This window comes from Streptomyces sp. NPDC006326 (assembly GCF_040612915.1).
Taxonomy (GTDB): domain Bacteria; phylum Actinomycetota; class Actinomycetes; order Streptomycetales; family Streptomycetaceae; genus Streptomyces.
Map to the genome: position 1 here is coordinate 23903 of NZ_JBEXRC010000017.1, position 22954 is coordinate 46856.

The 22954-nt window shown below is 75.2% G+C and carries 8 protein-coding genes; 6 read left to right on the top strand and 2 right to left on the bottom strand.

Annotated features, from left to right (window positions below):
- The first annotated feature begins 23 nt into the window (after positions 1-23).
- Positions 24-3872 (top strand): amino acid adenylation domain-containing protein, encoded by a 3849-nt coding sequence (locus ABZ128_RS15690; RefSeq protein WP_356848772.1) that lies wholly within the window; start codon positions 24-26, stop codon positions 3870-3872.
- Between the two features lie 88 nt (positions 3873-3960).
- Here the strand turns inward: ABZ128_RS15690 and ABZ128_RS15695 are convergent, their stop codons facing one another.
- The gene (locus tag ABZ128_RS15695; RefSeq protein WP_356848774.1) at positions 3961-4881 is read right to left on the bottom strand and encodes an alpha/beta fold hydrolase; all 921 of its coding nucleotides are present in this window, start codon (positions 4879-4881) and stop codon (positions 3961-3963) included.
- A 100-nt stretch (positions 4882-4981) separates the two neighbouring features.
- Positions 4982-6235, bottom strand: a complete 1254-nt coding sequence (locus ABZ128_RS15700; protein WP_356848775.1) for an MFS transporter — start codon at positions 6233-6235, stop codon at positions 4982-4984.
- 197 nt (positions 6236-6432) lie between these two features.
- Here ABZ128_RS15700 and ABZ128_RS15705 point away from each other — a divergent pair, with 197 nt between their 5' ends.
- The 5 genes from ABZ128_RS15705 to ABZ128_RS15725 are packed head-to-tail and all read left to right on the top strand — an operon-like array spanning position 6433 to position 22889.
- Positions 6433-7626, top strand: coding sequence for a cytochrome P450 (locus ABZ128_RS15705; protein ID WP_356848776.1), 1194 nt, complete (start codon positions 6433-6435; stop codon positions 7624-7626).
- Positions 7627-7655: 29 nt separating this feature from the next.
- Positions 7656-14261: an amino acid adenylation domain-containing protein gene (locus ABZ128_RS15710; protein WP_356848777.1), complete on the top strand. Its 6606-nt coding sequence runs from the start codon at positions 7656-7658 to the stop codon at positions 14259-14261.
- Positions 14262-14287: 26 nt separating this feature from the next.
- The gene (locus tag ABZ128_RS15715) at positions 14288-16840 is read left to right on the top strand and encodes a non-ribosomal peptide synthetase (protein ID WP_356848778.1); all 2553 of its coding nucleotides are present in this window, start codon (positions 14288-14290) and stop codon (positions 16838-16840) included.
- Positions 16841-16899: 59 nt separating this feature from the next.
- Positions 16900-21747 carry a hypothetical protein gene (locus ABZ128_RS15720; RefSeq protein ID WP_356848779.1) on the top strand — a complete coding sequence of 1616 codons (4848 nt, stop codon included), beginning with the start codon at positions 16900-16902 and terminating at the stop codon, positions 21745-21747.
- Complete coding sequence (locus ABZ128_RS15725) at positions 21744-22889, top strand: hypothetical protein (RefSeq protein ID WP_356848780.1); 1146 nt, start codon at positions 21744-21746, stop codon at positions 22887-22889. Before ABZ128_RS15720 ends, ABZ128_RS15725 begins: the two co-directional genes overlap by 4 nt.
- Positions 22890-22954 lie beyond the last annotated feature (65 nt).

The window sequence follows — 22954 nt, forward strand, 5'->3', positions numbered from 1 at the left end:
CCCGGAACGAGAGAAGCCACACCATGGCGACCCAGCCGACCCTGCAAGCCCGGCCGAGCCTTTCCGCCACGCGGAACGAGGCCCTGGCCGAACTCCCCGAGAGCCTCGACCTGCCCGGCCTCGGCACGGCCGACGGCACCGGACGCACCGCCACCGTGCGCTGCCGGCTCGACCCGCACCTGGCCGGCCCGATGGCCCGCCTCGCCGTCGGCGCCGGAGCCGGTACCGGCACCGTCTTCACGGCCGCGGTGGCGGGGCTGCTCCTGGCCCTGCGGGCGGGCACCGACCTGCCGGTGGGCACCACCGCACAGGGCGACCCCGCGCAGGTGCGGGTGCTGCGGATCAGCGGCGGTGCCGGGGCGGCCCTGCGGCCGCTGGTCGCGGCGGTCCGCGCCGAGGAGGAGGCCGCGCACGCCCACGACGGCGTCCCCCACCGGGAGGTGGAGGACGCCGTCAACGCGTTGCGCGGCACCCCCGGCCGGCCCCTGCTGCGGGTCGGCGCCGCCGTCGGCCGGCCGCCCGTACGGCCCGGCGAACTGTGGTTCACCCTGCGGACCGAACCCTCCCCGCGCGTCGAGCTCACCTACCCGGTCGCGGCCCTCACCCGCACCGGTGCCCAGAACCTGTGCGACCGGCTCGCCCGCGTCCTCACCCGCGCCGTGCGCGAACCCGACACCCCCTTTGCCGAGTTGGGCCTGCTCCTGCCCGGTGAGGCGGCCGGGCTGATCGCCACCGGGCCCGACGCGCCGGTGCACCCCGGCTCCCCGGCCGGCTGGTTCGAGGAGGGCGTCGGCCGGTGGGGCGGGGAGCCCGCGGTCATCGACGGCGAACACACCTACTCCTACCAGGAGTTGGACGGGCGGGCGGACCGGGTGGCGTGGTCGTTGCGGGCGCGTGGGGTGGGTGCGGAGTCGGTGGTGGCGGTGTTGCTGCCGCGTTCGGAGCGTGCGGTGACGGCGTTCGTTGGGGTGTTGAAGGCGGGGGGTGTGTATCTGCCGGTGGATCCGGAGCTGCCGTGGGAGCGGGTGCGGCTGATGCTGGAGGATGCCGGTCCGGTGGTGGTGGTCACGGATGCCGCGGGTGCCGGGCGGTTGGGGGGGGAGGGGGTGGAGCTGCTGGTGCTGGATGCGGAGCTGTCGGGGTGCGAGAGCGCGCCCGTGGGTCCGCCGGCGGTGGTGACGGGGGAGTCGGGGGCGTACCTGCTGTACACCTCGGGTTCCACCGGCCGCCCGAAGGGCGTCCTCATGACCGTCCGCGCCGTCATGAACCTCCTCACCTGGCACCTGGACGAACTGCCCGGCGGCCCCGGCCGGACCACCGTCCAGTTCACCTCCCTCAGCTTCGACATCTCCCTGCAGGAGATGCTCTCCACCCTCCTGTCGGGGGCGGCCCTCGCGATCGTCCCCGAGGACGTGCGCCGCACCCCGCACGCCTTCGCGCCCTGGCTGGAGGAGCACGGCGTCACGGACCTCTTCGCCCCCAACATCGTGATCGAACTGCTGTGCCGCGCCGCCCTGGAGCAGGGCCGCACCCTGCCCGCGCTGGCGCACCTCGCGCAGGCCGGTGAAGCGCTGGTGCTCAGCGAGGCCGTCCGCGCGTTCTGCCGGCAGCGGCCCGGCCGCCGCCTGCACAACCACTACGGCCCCACCGAGACCCACGCCGTCACCTCGTACGTCCTGCCCGCCGCCGAGGAGGACTGGCCCGCCGGCGCTCCGATCGGGCGGCCCGTCCACAACACCGCCGTGTACGTCCTCGACGAGGCGCTGCGGCTGGTCCCGGACGGGGTGGCGGGCGAGCTGTACGCAGCCGGGCCCTGCCTGGCCCGCGGCTACGCCGGACGGCCCGGACTGACCGCGGACCGCTTCCTGCCCGACCCCTACGGCCCGCCCGGCTCCCGCATGTACCGGACCGGCGACCTGGTACGCCGCCGGACCGACGGCACCCTCGACTACCTCGGCCGCACCGACCATCAGGTCAAGATCCGCGGCATGCGCGTCGAACTCGGCGAGATCGAAGCCGCCCTGCGCGCCACCCCCGGCGTCCGCGACACCGTCCTCGTCACCGCGGGCGAGGCCGGACAGCGCCGGATCGACGCCTACCTGGTCCCGGCCCCGGACGCCGACCCGGCCACCCTCGGCGCCGCCGTCCGAGCCGCGCTGCGCCGCACCCTCCCGCCCGCCATGGTGCCCGCCACCTTCACCGTGGTGGACCGCTTCCCGCTCAACTCAAACGGCAAGGTCGACCGTCACGCCCTGCCCGCCCCCGCACCGGCCGGCACGGACCCCGCAGGGGCGCCCCGCACCGGCAACGAGGAACGGCTCGCCCGGATCTTCGCCGAGGTCCTCGGACTGCCCGCCGTCGGCATCCACGACGGCTTCTACGACGTCGGCGGGAACTCCCTGCTCGGCGGTGACCTGACCGCCCGGCTCCGCAAGGAGTTCCAGGTGGAACTGACCCTCGGCGAGGTCCTCGCCCACCCCACCGTCGCCGAACTCGCCACCCTCCTGGAGCGGGTGGAACCCGCCCGGCCGCCCCTCGCCCCCCGTACCGGCACCGGGCCGGCCCCCGCCTCGTTCGCCCAGCAGAGCCTGTGGGTGCTCGACCAGCTGGAGGGCCCCGGCCCCGGCTACAACGAGCCCGTCGCCCTGCGGCTGACCGGTCCGCTCGACGTGGCCGCCCTGCGGCAGGCCCTCGCCGACGTAGCCGACCGCCACCACGTCCTGCGGACCGTCCTGCGCATGGAGGACGGGCAGATCGTCCAGCGGGTCCGCGAGGGAGCCGACGCGGTCCCCGCGCTGGAGCGGGTGTCCGTGGCCCCCGCGGACCTGGCCGCGGCCGTGCGCGCCGCCGCCCGGGTCCCGTTCGACCTCGGCGCCGACCTTCCGGTGCGGGCCACGCTCTTCGCCCTGGCGGAGGCCCTGGGGGAGGAGGAGCACCTGCTGCTCGTCGTCACCCACCACGCCGCCTGCGACGGAGTCTCCCTGCTCCCGCTGCTGCGCGACCTGACCGCCGCCTACGACGCGCGCACCGCGGGCCGCGCGCCCGACTGGGCGCCGCTGCCGGTGCAGTACGCCGACTACGCCGTCTGGCAGCGCGACCTGTTCGCCGCGGCCGACGCCGAGCCGTCCGGCGGCCTGATCCGCCGGCAGTACCGGTTCTGGGAGGAGCGGCTCGCCGGGCTGCCCGACGCCATGCCCCTGCCGCTGGACCGGCCCCGGCCGCCGGTCCGCTCCGGGGACGGCGCCGGCGTGCCCTTCGCCGTCGACGCCGACACCCACCGGGCGCTTCGGGACCTGGCCCGGACCCACCGCACCACCGGCTTCACGGTGGTCCACGCGGCGCTCGCGGCCCTGCTGTCGGACCGGGGTGCGGGCGAGGACGTGGTGGTGGCCGCCGTGGTGTCCGACCGGGGCGAGCCCGCCCTGGAGGACCTCGTCGGCTTCTTCGTCCGCACGCTGGTGCTGCGCACCGACACGGCGGGCGCCCCGGACTTCGCGGCCCTGCTGGACCGGGTGCGGGAGGCCGACCTGGCGGCCTTCGCCCACCCCGACCTGCCCTTCGAGTACGTGGTCGAACTGGTCAACCCGGCCCGCTCGCTGGCGTACCACCCGCTGGCCCAGGTGATGCTGGCCTTCCAGGTCCAGGACGTCGAACCGCCCCGCCCGGCCGGGCTCACCGCCCGCTTCGAGCCCGTCGAGACGGGCGTCGCCAAGTTCGACCTGTGCTTCAAGGTCGTGGAGCACTTCGCCCCCGGGGGCGCGCCCGCAGGCATCACCGGCGTCCTGGAGTACGCGACGGACGTCTTCGACGCGGTGACCGCCCGGGACCTCGCGGAAGGGCTCGTCGCGTACCTGGCCAAGGCGGCCTCCTGACGGCCGGCGCACGCGCCCCGCGCACGCACGAGGGCCCCGGCACGCACCGCGTGCCGGGGCCCTCCCGTATCCGGGGCCGTACGACGGATCAGGCGGGGGCGGGCCGGGCCGACAAGGCGTCCCCGATGATCCCCAGGACCTCCGCGGCCGCCGTGACGGGGAAGAAGTGGCCGCCCTCGACCATGCGGACGGCGAACGGCCCGCGCGCCCACGGCTCCCACGCCTCGCAGGTCCCCGCGGGCGCCGTCTCGTCTTGGAGCCCGCCCAGAGCCGTCACCGGCACGTCCACCCGCTCCTCCTCCGTGACCGGCTTGCGGCAGGAGTGGAACAGCCGCATGTCCGCGCGCAGCACCGGCAGGAAGGTCTTCAGGAAACCGCGGTCCGCCATCAGCGCCTCGGGCGTGCCCTGCCAGGCCGCGAGGTCCGCGATCAGCTCCTCGTCGGACTCCGGTTCGGTCCGCCCCTCCACCCGGTCCGGCGGCAGCGCGCCCGCCACGAACAGGGCTAGCTGGGCCCCGGTCGACCCGGCCAGCCGCCGGGTCACCTCGCGGGCCACCAGCCCGCCCGTACTGTGCCCGAACAGGGCGAAGGGCCGCCCGGCCGCATGGCCGAGGATCTGCTCGGCGATCCGGTCGGCGAGCGCTGCGACCTCGGTGAACGGCGCCTCCGTGAACCGCTCCTCGCGGCCCGGGATGAGCACCGCCTCGACCTGGAGCCCGGCGGGCACCGCCGCGGCCCAGGACTGGTAGCGGCCGGGCCCGGCACCGGCCGCCGGCAGCAGGTACAGCAGGCAGTCGCCCTCCGGGCCGATCCGCTTGAACCAGCGCTGCGCGGGTTCGCGGCCGATCCGCGCGGCGATCTGGTCGGCCTGGGTGCGCAACAGCGTCGTGAACCGGGCGTCCAGCACCGGCTCGGGACCGGCGTACTGGAGCCGCCCCGCGGCATCCACCCACAGCCGCACCCCGCGGCGCCGGGCTTCACCCATCAGCTGGTCGGCGAGAAAGGACACGGCAACTCCTTCGGCATCACGTCGGTGGTCGGGCGGGAGGAGGGGCGGACACGGGAAGGCGCCGGGCGGGCGGAGCCCGCCCGGCCCGGCGCGCACCGGTTCACTCGGCCTGCTCGGGCAGCGTCCGCATCCGGGCGACGGGGGCCAGCAGCAGCGGCAGCACGCTCGCCACGCCACCGATGACCGCCAGCCACAGGGCCGGCCGCAGCCCCAGCCAGGTCCCCGCGGCGCCCGCGACGAGCGCCCCCGCGGTCCGCACCCCATTGATCAGGGCCAGGTACGCGCCCTGCACGCGCGACCGGAACCGGTCCGGGGTCAGCGCCTGCTGGATCGAGGAGCCCGCGATGTCGCACAGCATCAGGCCCATGCCGGACAGCAGTTCCGCGGCGACGACCAGGCCGAAGGCCACCCACCGGTTCGAGGAGGCGAACGGCACCAGCACCAGCGCACCCGGGAAGAGCAGCGAACCGGTGATGAACGTCAGGCCCAGCCCGATCCGCCGGGTGAACCACCCGGTGACGAAGGAACCGGCGAGCGCACCGACTGCACCCAGGCCCAGCGCGAGGCCGATCATGCCCGGGGTGAGCTTCAGCTCCCGCGCGATGAACAGCAGGAACAGGGTGAAGTAGACGGTGTAGAACAGGTTGAGGGCGCCGCCGCCGAGGAACTTGGCGCGCAGCACCGGTGTCCGGGCCACGAAGCGCAGCCCCTCCCGGATGTGCGAAGGCTCCTTCTGCTTCGGGGCCTGCGGCTCCCGCGGGGACAGCGAACGCAGCAGCAGCCCCGACACCAGGAAGGAGCACACGTCGGCGACCAGCGCGACCGGGGCGGACACGGCCTGCACCAGCATGCCGCCCAGACCCGGGCCCGCCACCCACGAGAAGGAGAAGCTGCCCCGGGTCAGCGAGGTCCCCTGTACGTAGTCCTCGCGTTCCACCAGCGCCGCGAACATGCTGTTGCCGGCGACGTTGAACAGCATGGTCAGGGTGCCCGTCAGGAACGCCACCACCCACAGGTGCGCCAGCGTCAGCGTGTCCAGCGCGTACGCGACGGGGACGGTGACCAGCACCGCCGCCCGGCCCACGTCGCACAGGACCATCAGCCGCTTCAACTTCCCGTGCCGGTCGACGAAACCGCCGGCGTGCAGGGAGAACAGCAGGTTGGGCAGCGAGGCCAGCGCCCCGAGGAAGCCCATCTGGGCGGCCGAGGCGTTCAGCGCGAGCACCGCCGTCAGCGGCAGCGCGATCGTGCTGACCTGGTCGCCGAGGAAAGAGATCGTCTGCGCCGTCCAGTACCTGCGGAAGGACACCTGGTGCAGCAGGGCGGGTATGCGGTCGGATAATTGAGTGGCCATCTGGTAACCGTTTCAGTCGCTGAGTTCCGGCAACGAGCCCCGTCCGGGCGGCCCGATCCACGACCGGGCCAGCACAATCTACAGCGCACGGCCCGCCGCCATCGCCGCGTTCGACTGCGCCGATTGCGCCATCGAACACTCGATATTCTCTCGTCCGGAGGCAGATGGAACGCCGTCGCCGAATACAAGGGGAAATCGTGCTGACCGAAACGACCTCGCTCACCGATCCGCTGCTCTATTCCCGTGGCGACCCGCACGCGGTCTGGCGCAGGCTGCGGCGGGAGAGCCCGGTCTCCTGGCACGAATACGGCGACCACGGCGGCTACTGGGCCGTCACCACCCACGGCGCCGGCCTCGAAGTCCTCACCGACTGGGAGCGGTTCACCTCCACCAAGGGCATCTTCCTGCGGCCGAACTTCAAGGACCCCTATCCGGGCGCCGGGAAGATGATGGCCCTGAGCGACCCGCCCCGGCACGACATGCTGCGCAAGGCCATCATGGGCCTGTTCACCGTCCGCGCCGTCGCGGCCATGGAGGAACGCACCCGTGAGGTCGTGCGCGGCGCCCTGCGCACGGTGGTGGAAACGGGCAGCTGCGATTTCGTCAAGGACATCGCCGCGCGGATACCCCTGGCGGTTTCCGCCGAACTCCTCAGCCTTTCCATGGACGATGTGGAAATGCTGGCCAAGGTCACCACGGAAGCCGCCGAGAATTCGACGGACATCGACGGGATCGAAGCCCAGCTCGCGCATTTCGAAATCCTCCGGCACTATTCGGAGATCATCGAGGTGAAGCGCCGCGAACCCGGCCGCGACCTGGTGTCCGCGCTCGTCGGCGCCCAGGCCCGGGGCCTCGACATCACCGACGAGGAGATCGTCCTCACCTGCGACAACGTCATCGTCGCCGCGAACGAAACCACCCGGCAGGCGGTCGGTGCCGGCATGCTCGCCCTGCTGGAGAGCCCCGCGCAATGGGCCGCCCTGCGCGCCGGCGACGTACGGCTGAAGACCGCCGCCGAAGAGTTCCTGCGGTGGACCGCCCCCGTCACCCACATCCTGCGCACCGCCCAGCACGACACCGTCCTGGACGGGGTTCGCATCGCCGCGGGCGACGCCGTCACCGTCTGGCTGCCCTCCCTCAACCGCGACGAGGCCGTCTTCGACGAGCCCGACCGCTTCCTGCTCGACCGCACCCCCAACCACCACGTCGCCTTCGGCGGCGGCGGCCACTTCTGCATCGGCGCGAACCTGGCCCGGCTGACCATCAAGGTCATGCTCGACGAGCTGGCGCGGCTGCCCGCGGAGATCGAGATCGGCGGGCGCCCCGAGCGCATCGCCTCGCACATCCTCGGCGGCCTCACCTCGCTGCCGCTCACCTTCCGTCCGCACTGACCGCACCGCCACAGAGGAGATGGGCCACCATGACAGCAGCGCGTGAACTCCTGGACGGACTCACCGCCGACGGGGTGCAGCTGTGGGTGCAGGACGGCCGGCTGCGCTTCCGCCCCGCAGACCGCCTCGACGCAGAGCGCCTGGACCGGCTGCGCACCCACAAGGAGGAGATCCTCCGCCTGCTCGCCCAGCCCGCCGACCCCGCCACCGCCGGCCGGGACCCGGCCGCCGCCGCGGCCGCCGCGCCGCAGACGCCGCCCGAACCGCTCACCGGTCCGCCGCGCCCCGAGCTGCTACCGCTGTCGTACGGCCAGGAGAGCCTGTGGTTCCTGGACCGCCTCGGCCTCGACGCCAGCTACAACGTCGGCGTCGTCGTCCGGATGGAAGGCCCGCTCGACGAGCCCGCACTGCGCCGCGCACTCGACGAGACCCTCCGCCGGCACGAGGTGCTGCGCAGCCGGTTCCACACCGTGGACGGCGCGGTCGTCCAGCGCCCCGTCCCCGACGAGCGGGTCGCCCTCGAACGCGTCGACCTGACCGACGTGCCCGACGAGGCCCTCGACGAGGCGTCGCAGCGGGAACTGGACCGGCACTTCGCCACGCACTTCGACCTGGAGCACGACCCGCTCTTCGTCGTCCAGCTCCAGCAGCTGCGCCCCGAGGTCCACGTCCTCGCCGTCAACGCCCAGCACATCATCGTCGACGGCCCCTCCCTCGGCCTGCTCTTCGCCGAACTGGAGCAGCTCTACGGGGCCTTCCGCGCCGGCCGGCCCTCCCCGCTGCCCGAGCCCGCCGCCCAGTACGCCGACTACGCGCTGTGGCAGCGCCGCCACCTCGGCAGCGAGGAACTCGAAGCCCAGGTCTCCTACTGGCGCGAAACCCTCGACGGGGCCCCCGCCGGCCTGGACATGCCGCTGGACCGGCCCCGCGGCGAGCAGACCGACTTCGCGGGCAGCTCGGTCAGCTTCGTCCTGCCCGCCGAGCTCACCGAAGCCCTGCGCCAGGTCGCCGCCCGGTGCTCGGCCACCCCGTTCATGGTGCTGCTCGCCGGCTTCCACGTCCTGATGGGCCGCTGGTGCCGCCAGGACGACGTGTGCGTCGGCATCCCCGTCGACGGCCGCGCCCACCCCGACGCCGCCGGCCTGGCCGGCTACTTCGCCAACACCGTGGTCATCCGGGCCGACCTGGAGGGCAACCCCGCCTTCGACGGGCTCCTCGACCGGCTGCGCGGAAGCGTCGTCGACGCCTACGACCACCGCCACCTGCCCTTCGACCGGCTGGTCGCCGCCCTGCGGCCCAGCCGCAGCCAGGCCCGCCAGCCGCTGTTCGACGTGATGTTCTCCTACCAGGGGCAGCAGGAGTTCCGACTGCCCGGCCTCGACCTCACCGCCGTCGAGCAGCCCAGCACCACCGCCAAGTTCGACCTGTCGCTCTTCGTCTCCGAGATGCCCGACGGCAGCCTGTACGGCTGCTTCGAGTACGCGACGGCCCTGTTCGACGCCGACACCGTCCACCGGCTGTCCCGGCTGTACGTGCGCCTGCTGGAAGGCATCGCCGAGGCGCCCGCCACCCGCATCCTGGACCTGCCCGTCCTGACTCCGGAGGAGGCCCGCCGGGCCACCGTCGCACCCCCTGCCGCCGGCCCCGCGGCGCCCGTACGACCGGGCTCCCTGGCCGAGTGGTTCGAGGAGGGCGTCCGCGCCCACGGCGACGAACTCGCCGTCGTCGACGGCCCCCTCCGCCTGTCCTACCGGGAGTTGGACGGGCGGGCGGACCGGGTGGCGTGGTCGTTGCGGGCGCGTGGGGTGGGTGCGGAGTCGGTGGTGGCGGTGTTGCTGCCGCGTTCTGAGCGTGCGGTGACGGCGTTCGTGGGGGTGTTGAAGGCGGGGGGTGTGTATCTGCCGGTGGATCCGGAGCTGCCGTGGGAGCGGGTGCGGCTGATGCTGGAGGATGCCGGTCCGGTGGTGGTGGTGACGGATGCCGCGGGTGCCGGGCGGTTGGCGGGGGAGGGGGTGGAGCTGCTGGTACTGGATGAGGGGTTGTCGGGGTGCGAGAGCGCGCCCGTGGGTCCGCCGGCGGTGGTGACGGGGGAGTCGGGGGCGTACCTGCTGTACACCTCGGGTTCCACCGGCCGCCCGAAGGGCGTCCTCATGACCGTCGGACCCCTGCTCAACATGATGGAGTGGCACTTCGCCGACCAGCCCACCGGCCCTGGCCGCATCACCGCCCAGTTCACCGCCCTCAGCTTCGACGTCTCCGTCCAGGAGATGCTCTTCGCCCTGCTCGGCGGAGCGGCGCTGGCCGTCGTCCCGGAGGACGTGCGGCTCAGCCCCCAGGAGTTCGTGCCCTGGCTCGAACGGCACGGCGTCACCGACCTGTTCGCACCGAACGTCGTCATCGAGCTGCTCGCCCGGGCGGCACTGGAGCAGGACCGCCCCCTCCTCGCACTCAGCCACCTCGCGCAGGCCGGCGAGGCCCTGGTGCTCAGCGAGGCCGTCCGCGCGTTCTGCCGGCAGCGGCCCGGCCGCCGCCTGCACAACCACTACGGCGGCACCGAGATCCAGGTCGTCACCGCCCACGCGCTCGCCGGCGACCCCGCCGCCTGGCCCGGCGTCTCGCCCCTGGGCACACCCGTCCCGAACACCCGGATCTACGTCCTCGACCAGGCGCTGCGGCCGGTTCCGGACGGGGTGGCGGGCGAGCTGTACGCGGCCGGGCCCTGCCTGGCCCGCGGCTACGCCGGACGGCCCGGACTGACGGCGGACCGCTTCCTGCCCGACCCCTACGGCCCGCCCGGATCCCGCATGTACCGGACCGGCGACCTGGTACGCCGCCGGACCGACGGCACCCTCGACTACCTCGGCCGCACCGACCACCAGGTCAAGATCCGCGGCATGCGCGTCGAACTCGGCGAGATCGAAGCCGCCCTGCGCGCCACCCCCGGCGTCCGCGAGTGCGTCGTCACCGCGCGCACCGACGCGCAAGGGTTCACCCAGCTCACCGCCTACGTCGTCGCCGCCGACCCGGACGACGCACCCACCCCCGCCGCACTGCGCGCCCGGCTCCTGGACCGGCTGCCCGGCCACGCCGTCCCCTCCGCCTTCGTCGCCCTCGACGCACTGCCGCTCACCCGGCACGGCAAGACCGACCGGGCCGCCCTGCCCGCGCCCGACGCGTCCGCCGTCGACGGCGGCGCCGGTTACGTGGCCCCCCGCACCGGCGTCGAGCACCTCGTGGCGGGGGTCTGGCAGGAGGTCCTGGGCACCGAACGGGTCGGCGTCTTCGAGGACTTCTTCGCACTCGGCGGGCACTCCCTGCTGGTCTCCCAGGTGCTCGCCCGGCTGGAGCGGGCCTGCGGGGCGCGGATCTCCGTGCGCGACTTCTACAACCAGCCCACCGTCGCCCAGCAGGCCGCCCTGATCGCCACCGCCGAAGGCGGCTCCCGCGGACTCGGCCCCCGGCTCGCGGGGGAGGCCCCCGCCCTCTCGTTCGCCCAGGAGCGGATGCTCTTCCTGCACCTGCTCCAGCCGGTCGGCGGCCTGTACAACGTGGCCGTCCCCCTCGAACTGCACGGCACGCTCGACACCGGAGCGCTCCAGGCCGCCTTCGACGAGGTCGTCCGCCGCCACGAGACCCTGCGGACCCGCTTCGAGCTGGGCAACGGCACCCCCGTCCCGGTGGTGGATCCCGAGGCCCGCTGCCCGTTCACGGTCGTGGACGCGAGCGGCGCCGCGGACCCGGCCGCCGAGGCCGCCGCCGTGGTCCGCCGCGACGCCGAGACCGCCTTCGACCTGGAGACCGGGCCGCTGCTCCAGGTCACCGTCGTCCGCACCGCGCCCGACCGGCACACCCTGAGCCTGACGGTCCACCACATCGCCTTCGACGGCTGGTCGGTCGACGTGCTCATCGGCGAACTGGAGGCCCTGTACGACGCCTTCGTGCAGGGACGTCCCTCGCCACTGCCCGAGCTCCGGATCCAGTACGCCGATTACGCGGCCTGGCAGCGGGCCGAACTCCAGGGCGTGGCCCTGCAGGACCACCTCCACTACTGGCGCTCCTGCCTCGCCGGTGCCCCGCACGCCCTCGACCTGCCGACCGACCGCACCCGCCCGCCCGTACCCGACTTCGCCGGCGACGCCGTCGCCTTCACCGTCGACCCCGAGCTGACCGCGCGGCTGCGCGCCCTGTCGGAACGCTCCCGCTCCACCGTCTTCATGACCGCCATGGCCGCCTACAGCTCCCTGCTGCACCGGCTCAGCGGCCAGGAAGACCTGTGCGTCGGCTACTTCTCCGGCAACCGCACCGCCATCGAGACCGAGCCGCTCATCGGGCTCTTCGTCAACACCCTCCCGGTCCGCTCCCGCACCGAGGCCGGGCAGAGCTTCGCCGCCCACCTCGAACGGGTCCGGGACTCGGTGCTCGGCGCGCACGCCCACCGCGACCTGCCCTTCGAGCTGCTGGTCGACGAGGTGCAGCCGGAACGCGACGTCTCCCGCCACCCCGTCTTCCAGACCGCCTTCGGCTACTACCCGGCCATGGCGGGCGGACCGGCGGACGAGACCGGCCCCGGCCTGCGCATCACCCCCGCCGACCACCGGCCCGACACCTGGATGTCCAAGTTCGACCTCAGCCTCTACCTGACCGAGACCGGGAACGGCACCCTCGCCGGCGAACTCGAATACTCCACCGCCCTGTTCGACCGCGGCACCGTCGAACGGTTCGCCGCCTGCTACCTGCGCCTGCTGCGCGCCGTCACCGAGGACCCCGGCACCGCCCTGGACGCACTGCCGCTCCTCGACGACACCGACCGGGTCCGCCTCCTCCAGGACTGGGCCGGCCCGGTCGCGGAAGTGCCGCGGGCCACCCTGCCGGAGCTGTTCGAGGCCCGCGCCGCCGCGACCCCGTCCGCCCCCGCCGTCCACCACGCCGGGAGCTGCCTCGACTACGCGACCCTGGACGCGCGGGCCGGCCGGCTCGCCCGCCTGCTGGCCGGACGCGGCGTCGGCCCGGGTGACTTCGTGGCCGTGGCCCTGCCCCGCACCGAGCAGCTCCTCGTCGCCGTCCTCGCCGTGCTCAAGGCCGGCGCCGCCTACGTCCCGGTCGACCCGGCCTACCCGGCCGACCGGATCGCGCTCATGGTGGAGGACGCGGCCCCCGCCCTCGTGCTCACCGCCCGCGCGGTACGCGACCGGGTCCCGGCCTCCACCGCCGCGCCCTGCCTGGTCCTGGACGACCCGGACACCGCCGCGGCCGTCGCCGCCCTGCCCGGACACCCGCTGACCGACGCCGAGCGGACCGCACCGCTCCACCCGCTGCACCCCGCCTACGCCATCTACACCTCCGGCTCCACCGGTCGCCCCAAGGGGGTGGTCGTGGCCCACCGCAGCGTCGCCAACCTCGCCGCCTGGGCCGGGGAGGCCTTCGCCGGCGGAGCCCTGGACCGGGTGCTCGCCGCCACCTCGCTCAACTTCGACGTCTCCGTGTTCGAGATGTTCGGGCCGCTGCTCAACGGCGGCTCCGTGGAGGTCCTGACCTCCCTGCTGAGCCTGGCCGACCCGGCCGCCGGCCCGTACCGCGCCTCGCTGCTCAGCGGGGTCCCCTCGGCCCTCGCGCAGCTCGTCGCCACCGGATCCGTCCGGGCCGAGGCCGCCGCCGTGGCCCTCGCCGGCGAACCGCTCGCCGCCCAGGCGGCCCAGGACATCGCGGGCGCGGTCGGTGCCGGGCTGGTCGGCAACCTCTACGGCCCCACCGAGGCCACCGTCTACGCCACCGCCTGGTACACGGCGGAGGTCGGCGCCGGCACCCCGCCGATCGGCCGGCCGCTGCGCAACACCCGGGCGTACGTCCTCGACAGCGCCCTGTGCCCGGTCCCGGTGGGTGTGGTCGGCGAGCTGTACCTCGCCGGGGCGGGCCTCGCACAGGGCTACCTGGACCGACCCGGCCTGACCGCGGACCGCTTCCTGCCCGACCCCTACGGCGAGCCCGGCACCCGGATGTACCGCACCGGCGACCTGGTCCGGTGGACGGCCGACGGCGACCTGGTCTGCCTGGGCCGCGCCGACCAGCAGGTCAAGATCCGCGGCCACCGCATCGAGCCCGGCGAGATCGAGGCACAGCTGACGGCCCACCCCGACGTGTCCCAGGCCGTCGTCGGTGTCGACCGGGGTCCGGGGGACGACCGCAGGCTCGTCGCGCACCTGGTGTGCACCCGCCAGGTGCCCGCCGAGGAGCTGCGCGCGCACCTGGCGGCCCGCCTTCCCGGATACATGGTGCCCGCGGCCTTCGTCCTGCTCGACGCCCTGCCGCTGAACGTCAACGGCAAGGTGGACCGGGCCGCCCTGCCCGCCCCCCAGGACGCCGGCACCCGGGGCGGCTCCGACCACGTGCCGCCCACGACACCGCTGGAGAAGGAGCTCGCCGACATCTGGGCCGACGCACTCGGAGTGGAGCGGGTCGGCCTGCTCGACAACTTCTTCTCCCTCGGCGGCCACTCGCTCCTCGTGACCCGGATCAGCTCCCGGATCAGGCAGCAACTGGGCGTGGAGGTCGACCTCATCGCCTTCTACACGACGCAGAACCTGGGCGAACTCGCCCAGCACCTCACCCAGCTCACGCAACCGGCCGCCGCGCTGTGACGTACGCGGACCGAAAGGGGAAGACAGTGACCAGCACGGTAGACGAGTCAGTGGTACGCGGGGCCGACGCCCTGACGCACGAGGCGCTCGGGGTGACCGGGGCGACCGGGGTGACCGGGGCACTCGGCACGGCACCTGCCGAGGTGTCCTTCCACATGGGGCCTCTGGCCCGGCGCGAGTTCGCCGACGCCGCCCGGCGGCTCGGCGTCCAGGAACCGTCCGTCCTGCTCGCGGCGGTCCTGGCCACCCAGTTCCGGCACACCCGCCGGGAGAACGCCGAGGTCCGCACCGCACCGGACCAGCAGCGGGTGGTCCCGGTGACGGCCGCCGCGGAGCAGTCCTTCGCCGAGCTGGCGCGCGCCGTGGAAGAGGCCCTGGCCGCGGGCCCGTCCGCCGAGCCGGCCGCCGCCGACGGGCCGGCCGGGACCGCGGACCACTCCGCCGTGGAGCGGGTCCTCTTCCGCTGGACCGCCGCTCCGGCCGCCCCCGGCCCGGTGCCGGCCACCGGCCCCGGGACGGTCGTCCATTGCCACGCCGAAACCGGCGACGGCTCCCTCTCGGGCGGCCTGCGCCCCGCCGGCCTGCCCGCCGGAGCCACCCCTTCCGGCTGGGCCGCCGCCCTGCTCACCCTCCTCACCGACGCCGCGGCCCGCCCCCAGGCGCGCCTGGACGAACTGGCGCTGCTGTCCGAGGCCCGCCAGAGCGAGGCGGCGGACGCGGCCAACACCGGACACGAGCGCTACCCCGACCTGCGGCCGGTCCACGCCGCCTTCGAGGAGGCCGCCCGCCGGTACCCGGGGGCCGTCGCCGTCGAAGCGGGCGGCCGGGCCACCACGTACGGCGAACTCGACGGCCGCGCCAACCTGCTGGCCGCCTCCCTGGCCGAGGCCGGGGTCGGCCCGGAGAGCCTGGTCGGTGTGTGCGTCGAGCGCTCCGCCGAACTGCTGGTGGCCCTCCTCGCCGTCCTCAAGCGCGGCGCCGCCTTCGTCCCGCTCGACCCGGCCCTGCCCGTGGAGCGGGTCGCGGTGATCACCGCCGACGCCCGCGTCGCCGCCGTACTGGCGGGGGAGTCCCAGCGGGAGCGGCTCGCCGGCCTGCCCGCACCGCTGCTGTCCGTACCCGCCGAGGGCTCGGCCCCGCACCCGCCGCAGGTGGAGGTCACCCTCGACCACGCCGCGTACGCGTACTACACCTCGGGCTCCACCGGCATCCCCAAGGGCGTGGTCATCGACCACCGGTGCGCCGCGGGCCGGCTGGAGTGGCTCGGCCGCCGTTACGGGCTGCAGCCCGGGGACCGGGTGATCCACAAGACCCCGCTCATCTTCGACGTGGCGATCTGGGAGCTGTTCGGGCCGCTGGCGGCCGGCGCCACCGTGCTGATGGCCGATCCGGGCGCCGAGTCCGACGTGGTCCACCTCAGCCGGCTCCTGGCGACCGAGCGGACGGTGTTCGCGCACTTCGTCCCCTCGATGCTGAACGCCTACCTCGACCTCGCCCCGCAGACCCCCGCGCCCGGCCTGCGGTGGGTCCAGCTGTCCGGCGAGGCCGCCGGAAGCCATCTGCTGGAACGATTCCGCAAGCGGTTCGACGCCGAACTGCACAACCTCTACGGCCAGACCGAGACCTCCGAGGTCGCCGGCTGGGAGGGCCGCTCGTACCCGGGAGAGGGCGGACTGCCGCTGGGCCGGCCGCTCGGCATCTACCGGCTCTTCGTCCTCGACGAGGAACTCCGCCCCGTCCCGCCCGGCGTCCCCGGCGAGCTGTGCGTCTCCGGCGAGGGCGGACTGGCCCGCGGCTACCTCGGCCGCGCCGGGCTGACCGCCGAGCGGTTCGTACCGCACCCCTACGCCCTCACCCCGGGGGAGCGGCTCTACCGCACCGGCGACCTGGTCGCCCGCGGCGACGACGGGCAGCTGCACTACCTGGGCCGGGTCGACGGCCAGGTCAAGATCCGTGGCTGCCGGGTGGAGACCGGCGAGGTCGAGGCGGTCCTCGCCGGCCACCCCGCCGTCCGCGCGTGCGCCGTGTCCGTCTTCCAGGACGAGGACGGCGCCGCCCAACTCGCCGCGTACGTGGTCACGGACGGAGCCGCCGACGCCGGATCCCCGCAGGCCGCCGGCGCGGTCGTCGAGGAGCTCGCCGCCCACGCCGCCCGCCGGCTGCCCGGCTACATGCTGCCCGCGGTCTACGTGCCGGTGGAGACCCTGCCGTACACCCCCTCCGGCAAGCTGGACCGGCTGCGGCTGCCCGCCCCCACGGCCGCCGACCGGGCGGCCCGCAGCGCCGGCGAGGCACCGGGCACCGCGCTGGAGGAGCAGGTCGCCCTCCTGTGGCAGGGGGTGCTCGGCGTCGACCGGATCACCCGCACCGACAACTTCTTCTCGATCGGCGGGAATTCGCTGAAGTCCCTCCAGCTCCTCAACCGCGTCAACACCACCTTCCAGGTGCAGGTCTCCGTGCGCGACTTCTTCGGCAACCCCACCGTGGAGGGCGTGGCCGCCGCCGTGGAGAAGGCGCTCACCGAGCTGGTCGCCGGCATGACGGACGAGGAGGCGGCTACACTCCTGAGCCGGCTGTGATCGAAGCGGCGGGACGCCGCCCGGGCGACGGGCGGCGGAAGGGCTCAGCGGTGGGTGCGATGGGTACGACGGGCGAGGGCGGCGCGACGGACGCCGGGGGCTTAGGGCTCCTGCGGATCGAAGGGGCCACGGAGAACAACCTCCACGAGGTCGACGCCGCCTTCTCCGACGGCATCACGGCCGTGGTCGGGGCCTCCGGATCCGGGAAGTCCTCCCTCGTCTTCGACACCCTCTACCGGGAGGCCAGGCACCGCTTCCTGGCCACCCTCGCCGCGGCCCCGGGCGGCGGCTCCGGCCGCGCCGCCCGGGTCCGCGCCGTCCACGGCCTGCGCCCCGCCGTCGCCGTCGGCCAGAACGTCCTCAACCGCAACCCCCTCTCCACCGTCGCCACGGCCGCCGGCATCCACCCCTTCCTGCGGGTGCTCTTCGCCCGCTTCGCCGTCACCCGCTGCCCGCACTGCGCCGCGGCGAACGAGACCCTCGCCGCCGAGGAACAGCTGGCGGTGCTCCGGGCGGCGGCCGACGCCGCCGGCGCGGTCGAGGTCGCCGCCCCGCTGGTGCGCGGCGCCGAAGGCGGCCACGCCCGGCTCCTCGGACACCTCGCCGGGCGGTTCGGGGCCGGCCGGCTGACCGTGGACGGCGCCCCCTGGACCGGCACCCCGCTCGACCCGGGGACCCCGCACACCATCGAGGTCGTCCTCGGCACCCTGGCGGCCGGCGCCCCGGTCCGCGCCGCCCGCTCCCTCCTCGATTCCGCCGCCGCGCTCGGCTCCGTCCAACTGCGCATCACCACCCCCGACGGCACCGACCGGGTGCTGTCCCGGGCGGCCCTGTGCACCGGCTGCGGGACGGCCCTGCCGCCCGTACGCCCCCAGGACTTCCGTGCCGACGCCCGGCCGGACGACGCGGCGCACACCGTCGGCCGCGAGCTGGCCGGGCACGGGTTCGGCGCCCTCCTCGCCCTGGACGTGGTCCGGGCCCGGGAACTGCTGGCCGGCGCCGACCTCCCCGAGCACGCCGCCGGACCGGTGCGGCACGTCCTGCGAAGGCTCCAGGCCCTGGAATCGCTGGGCCTGGGCTACCTGGCCCTGGACCGGCCCTCGCCGACCCTCTCGCGGGGCGAGGCCCAGCGGCTGCGCATCGCCGTCCTGCTCGCCGGTGACGTCGAGGACCTCCTGTACGTCCTGGACGAGCCCACCATCGGCCTCGGCGCCGACCAGGTCCGCACCCTGATGGACGAACTGGCCAAACTGGCCGGCCCGGTGGTGCTGGTGGAGCACGACCGCACCGCCGTGGCGGGCGCCGACCACGTGGTCGAGATCGGCCCGGGCGCGGGCGCGGGTGGCGGGCGCGTGGTCTACGAGGGCCCCCCGGCCGGACTGTGGCAGGCCGACACCGCCTCGGGCCGCTGGTTCTCCGGCCGCGAACGCCTCACCGCCCCGCCACCGGCGGCCGCCGCGGGGCCGCTTCCCGTACGGGCCGGGGACGGAGCGGCGTCCGCCACGCAGTGGATCACCGTGCGGGGGGCCCGCCGGCACAACCTCACCGGCTTCGACTGCGCCTTCCCCGTCGGCGCCCTCACCGTGGTCACCGGCCCCTCCGGCGCGGGCAAGAGCACCCTGGCCCGCGATGTGCTCGTCGCCTCCCTCGAAGCCGGCGAGCCGCGCGGCTGCACGGCCCTCGAAGGCCCCCGGCCCGCCCCGCTGACCGTCGACCAGGCCCCGATCGGCGTCAACCCCCGCTCCAACCCGGCCACCTACACCGGCCTCGCCGACCGGATCCGGGCCGTCCTCGCCGCCGCCACCGGCGCCGCACCCGGCACCTTCTCCTTCAACCGCACCGAGGGCGCCTGCCCGGAGTGCGCCGGCATGGGCGCCGTCGAGGTCAAACTGCGCTTCCTGCCCTCGGAATGGGTGCAGTGCGAGGCCTGCGGCGGCCGCCGCTTCGCCCCCGAGGCCCTGGCCCTGCGCGCCGAACTCCCCGGCGGCCGGCGGTACTCCGTCGCCGAGGTCTACGACCTGAGCGTGCGCGAGGCCGTACCCCTCTTCGGCCATGACGCCAAGGCCCGGCGGATCCTGACGGCCCTCACCGACGTCGGCCTCGACTACCTCCCGCTCGGGCAGCCCTCGCCGACCCTGTCCGGCGGCGAGGCCCAACGGGTCAAACTCGCCCGGCAGCTCGCCGCGAGCCGCCCCGCCCAGCTGGTCTACCTCGACGAACCCAGCACCGGCCTGCACCCGGCCGACGTGCCCCGGCTCGCCGCCCTGCTGCGCACCCTCACCGACCGCGGCTGCACCGTGGTGGTCGTCGAACACCACCAGGACATCGCGGCGATGGCCGACTGGACCCTGCGCATCGGACCCGGCAGCGGCCCCGACGGCGGGCGCCTGCTCCACGCCGGCCCGCCCGAAGCCAGCCCCGCCCCGCCGGTCCGGCCCCCCGGCGGGCCGCGCCGCCCGCGTCCGGCCCGTACGGCGGTCGAGATCCACGGCGCCCGCGCCAACAACCTGCGCGACGTGTCCGTCTCGATCCCCAAGCACACCCTCACCGCCGTCGTCGGGGTCTCCGGCTCCGGCAAGTCCTCCCTGGTCCGCGACGTCCTGGAGGCCGAGGCCACCCGGCGCCTGCTGGAATCCCTGTCCCTGTACGAACGCCAGTCGCACCGCGAGGGCCCCCAGGCCGCGGCCGGCTCCGTCACCGGCCTCGGCCCGACCCTGGCCATCGGCGCCGACGGCAAGGCACCCGGCCTGCGCAGCACCGTCGGCTCGTCCACCGACCTCAGCCCCCACCTCGGCGTGCTCCTCGCCTACGCGGGAGCCCGCACCTGCCCCGAATGCGGCGGCCCCCAGCGGCGCACCGGCCACCGCCCCGGTGCCCCGTGGGCCTGCCGGGCCTGCGGCCGGCCCGGGCCGCCCGCCGACCCCGCCGACTTCTCTCCGATCCGCTACGAGGCCGCCTGCCTGCGCTGCCACGGCATGGGCACCGTCGCGATCCCCGTGGTCGAGCGGCTCGTCACCCGCCCCGACCGCCCCCTGTGCGACGGCGCGATGTACTCGCCCGGCTTCTATCCCCGCGCCTACCACTCCAAGCCCGCCAACGGCGGCTACTGGATGCTCCAGGCCCTGGGGGAGCGCTACGGCTTCGACCCCGAGACCACCCCCTGGCAGGACATGGCCAAGGAGGCCCAGGACGCCTTCCTGTTCGGGCAGGAGGAGGTCACGCTCTCCGACCGCGCCCGGGTCACCCCCGGCGCCACCGTCCTGTGGCGCGGAGTCTTCCGGATCATGGACGGCTGGGACGTCGGCGGCCTCTACACCGAGCGGGTGCCCTGCCCGCCCTGCGGCGGCGGACGCCTGCGCCCCGAGTTCCTCGACCAGGAGATCGCCGGCCTCAACCGCGCCGGCCTGCACCGCGAACCCGTCGCGGCCGTCCACGCGGCCCTGGCCGGACTGCGGCTGCCCGAGGACGCGCCCGGCTGGGCCGCCGCCTCGCACGGAGTGGCACTGCGCAGGCTGGAGTTCCTCGGCCGGGTCGGCCTCGGCCACCTCCACCTGGACCGGATGGCCAACACCCTCTCCGCGGGCGAGCTCCAGCGCGTCCGCCTCACCGCCCTGCTCGGCGCCGGGCTCACCGGTATGACCGTCCTGCTGGACGAACCCTCGCGCGGACTGCACCCGCGCGAGGCCGACGTGTTGGGCGAGGTCCTGGAGGAGCTCGCCGCCCGCGGGAACACCGTCGTCATGGTCGAGCACGACCAGCGCCTGGTGGCGCGCGCCGGACACCACATCGTCATGGGCCCCGGCGCCGGCCGGGCCGGCGGGACCCTGGTCGCCGCCGGCAGTCCCCGGGAGGTCCGGCGCGAGCCGCGGGCCCGCGCCCTGCTGGAGCGCCCGCTGCCCGACCGGGCCCGCGGACCCCGCGCCGAGCCGGCCGGCGCCATGACCGTCCGCGCGCCGGCCGGGAACAACCTCGACGGCCGGGACGTGACCATCCCGCTCGGCGTCCTCACCGGCATCTGCGGGGTGTCCGGCTCGGGCAAGTCCACGCTGGCCATCGACACCGTGGCCCGGGCGCTCGCCCCCCGCAAGCTCACCACCTCCGCGGCCGCCACCCCGGTCGCGCCGGGCGCCCACGCGGGCATCGACGGCGCTCCCCGGCAGGTCCGGCACGCCGACCAGAGCCCCACCGGGATCACCTCGCCCGGGGCCTTCCTCAAACTGCTCGCGCCGCTGCGCGAGGCCTACGCGGACTCCGCCGCCGCCCGCGCCCTCGGCCTGGCGGCCGACGACCTCCAGCCGCGCTGCGACGCATGCAAGGGCAAGGGCACCGTCGCCGAGGACATGGGCTTCATGCCGGCCGTGCACCGGCCCTGCGACGCCTGCGAGGCCACCGGCTACCGCGCCGAGGTCCGCGAGCTGCGCGTGCGCGGCCACAGCCTGCCCGCCCTGGAACGGCTCACCGCCGAGGAGGTCCTCGACCTGTGGGACGACCTCGAACCCGTCGCCGGGGTGCTGCGCTCCGCCGTCGCGCTGGGCCTCGGCCACCTCTGCCTCGGCCAGGGCGTCGCCGCCCTCTCCGGCGGTGAACGCCAACGCCTCAAGCTGGTGCGGGAGATCGCCAAACCGGCCGCGAAGCCGACGCTGTACATCCTCGACGAGCCGACCACCGGGCTGCACGACGCGGACGTGGAGCAGCTGGTCCGCGCGCTGGACGGCCTCGTGGCGCGCGGCCACAGCGTGCTCGTCGTCGACCACGACGTCCGGCTGCTGGCCTGCTGCGACCGGCTGCTGGAGTTCGGGCCCGGCGGCGGGCCCGACGGCGGCCGGGTGGTCGCCGAGGGCACCCCCGAAGAGCTGGCGGCGGGAGACACCGCCACGGCCCCGTACCTGCGCGAGGTGCTGACATGACCCCCGACCACCCGGCCCCGGCTCCCGGCGCGGACCCGAACCGGACCGCTGCCCCGGCCTCCGGCGCGGCCGCGGGCCCGGGCGCAGACGCCGACCCGGCCGCGGGCACGGGCGGGAGCGCAGACGCCGATCCGGCTGCCGATCCGTCCGGCGCCGCCGGCGATGCCGCCTGGCTGCTGCTCTGCGACCGCTCGCCCGCCCTGCGCGCCCGCGTCCTGGGCGAGTTGCTCGGCGTACCCGAAGACGACCCCGAACGCGCCGACCTGCTGGCGCGCAGCGCCGTCGACCCGGAGACCCGGGACCTGCTGGCCACCGAGCCCGCCGACTTCCCGCACCTGTGCCTGCTGCTGTGCCGGCTCGGTCACCTCGGCCTGGACCGCGCCCATCCCCGGGTGGCCGAGCTCGCCGAACGCGTCTTCGCCGCCCAACGCCCCGACGGCGCGTTCCCGCTCGACCTCTTCCGCACCGACGACCGCTACACCATGATCCCGCTCCAGGCCTCCGTGCCGCTGCGCGCCCTCGCCCTCGTCGGCGCCGCCACCGACCCGCGCGCCGAGCGCGCGTACGCCTGGCTGCTCGACCAGCGCAACCCCGACGGCTCCTGGCCCACCGGGCTGGTGGCGGGACAACCCGGCGGGGTGCCCGGCTACCGCAAACTGCCCGGCTCACCCGGCTGCCGCGCCAACACCCAGGCGGCCCTGGCCGCCCTCGCCCTGCACCCCGGCCGGGCCACGAGCGAGCCGTCCCGCCGCGCCGTCGACCTGCTGCTGCGCCGTGAAACCCGCGACGAGTGGGCCCTGGGGACCGAGACCGCCCGGCTCCACGGCCGCGAGCGCGCCGCCGGGTTCATCTCCCTGTACGCCCGCTTCGACCTGGCCTTCGTCCTCGACCTGGCCTCCCGTACGGGCATCTCCCCACGCGACGCCCGCATCGCCGACCTGGTGGACTTCCTCACGGGGCTGCGCGGACCCGCCGGGCTGTGGGAGCACCCCGTCCACCCCGAACTCGGGCGCTGGCTGACCCTCGGCCTGCTGACCAGCCTGCGCCGGCTGCGTGCCGCCGACGCGGACGGCGCCGGCTGGACCGGAGAAGGCCCGCGGCTGGCGTTCCGCCCCCACGACGTGCGCCTCTCCCACCACTGACGCCCCGGCCCCCTGAACGCTCCCTGTTCGACTGAAAAGCTGGGCCAGTCGAATTCACCGGGCAT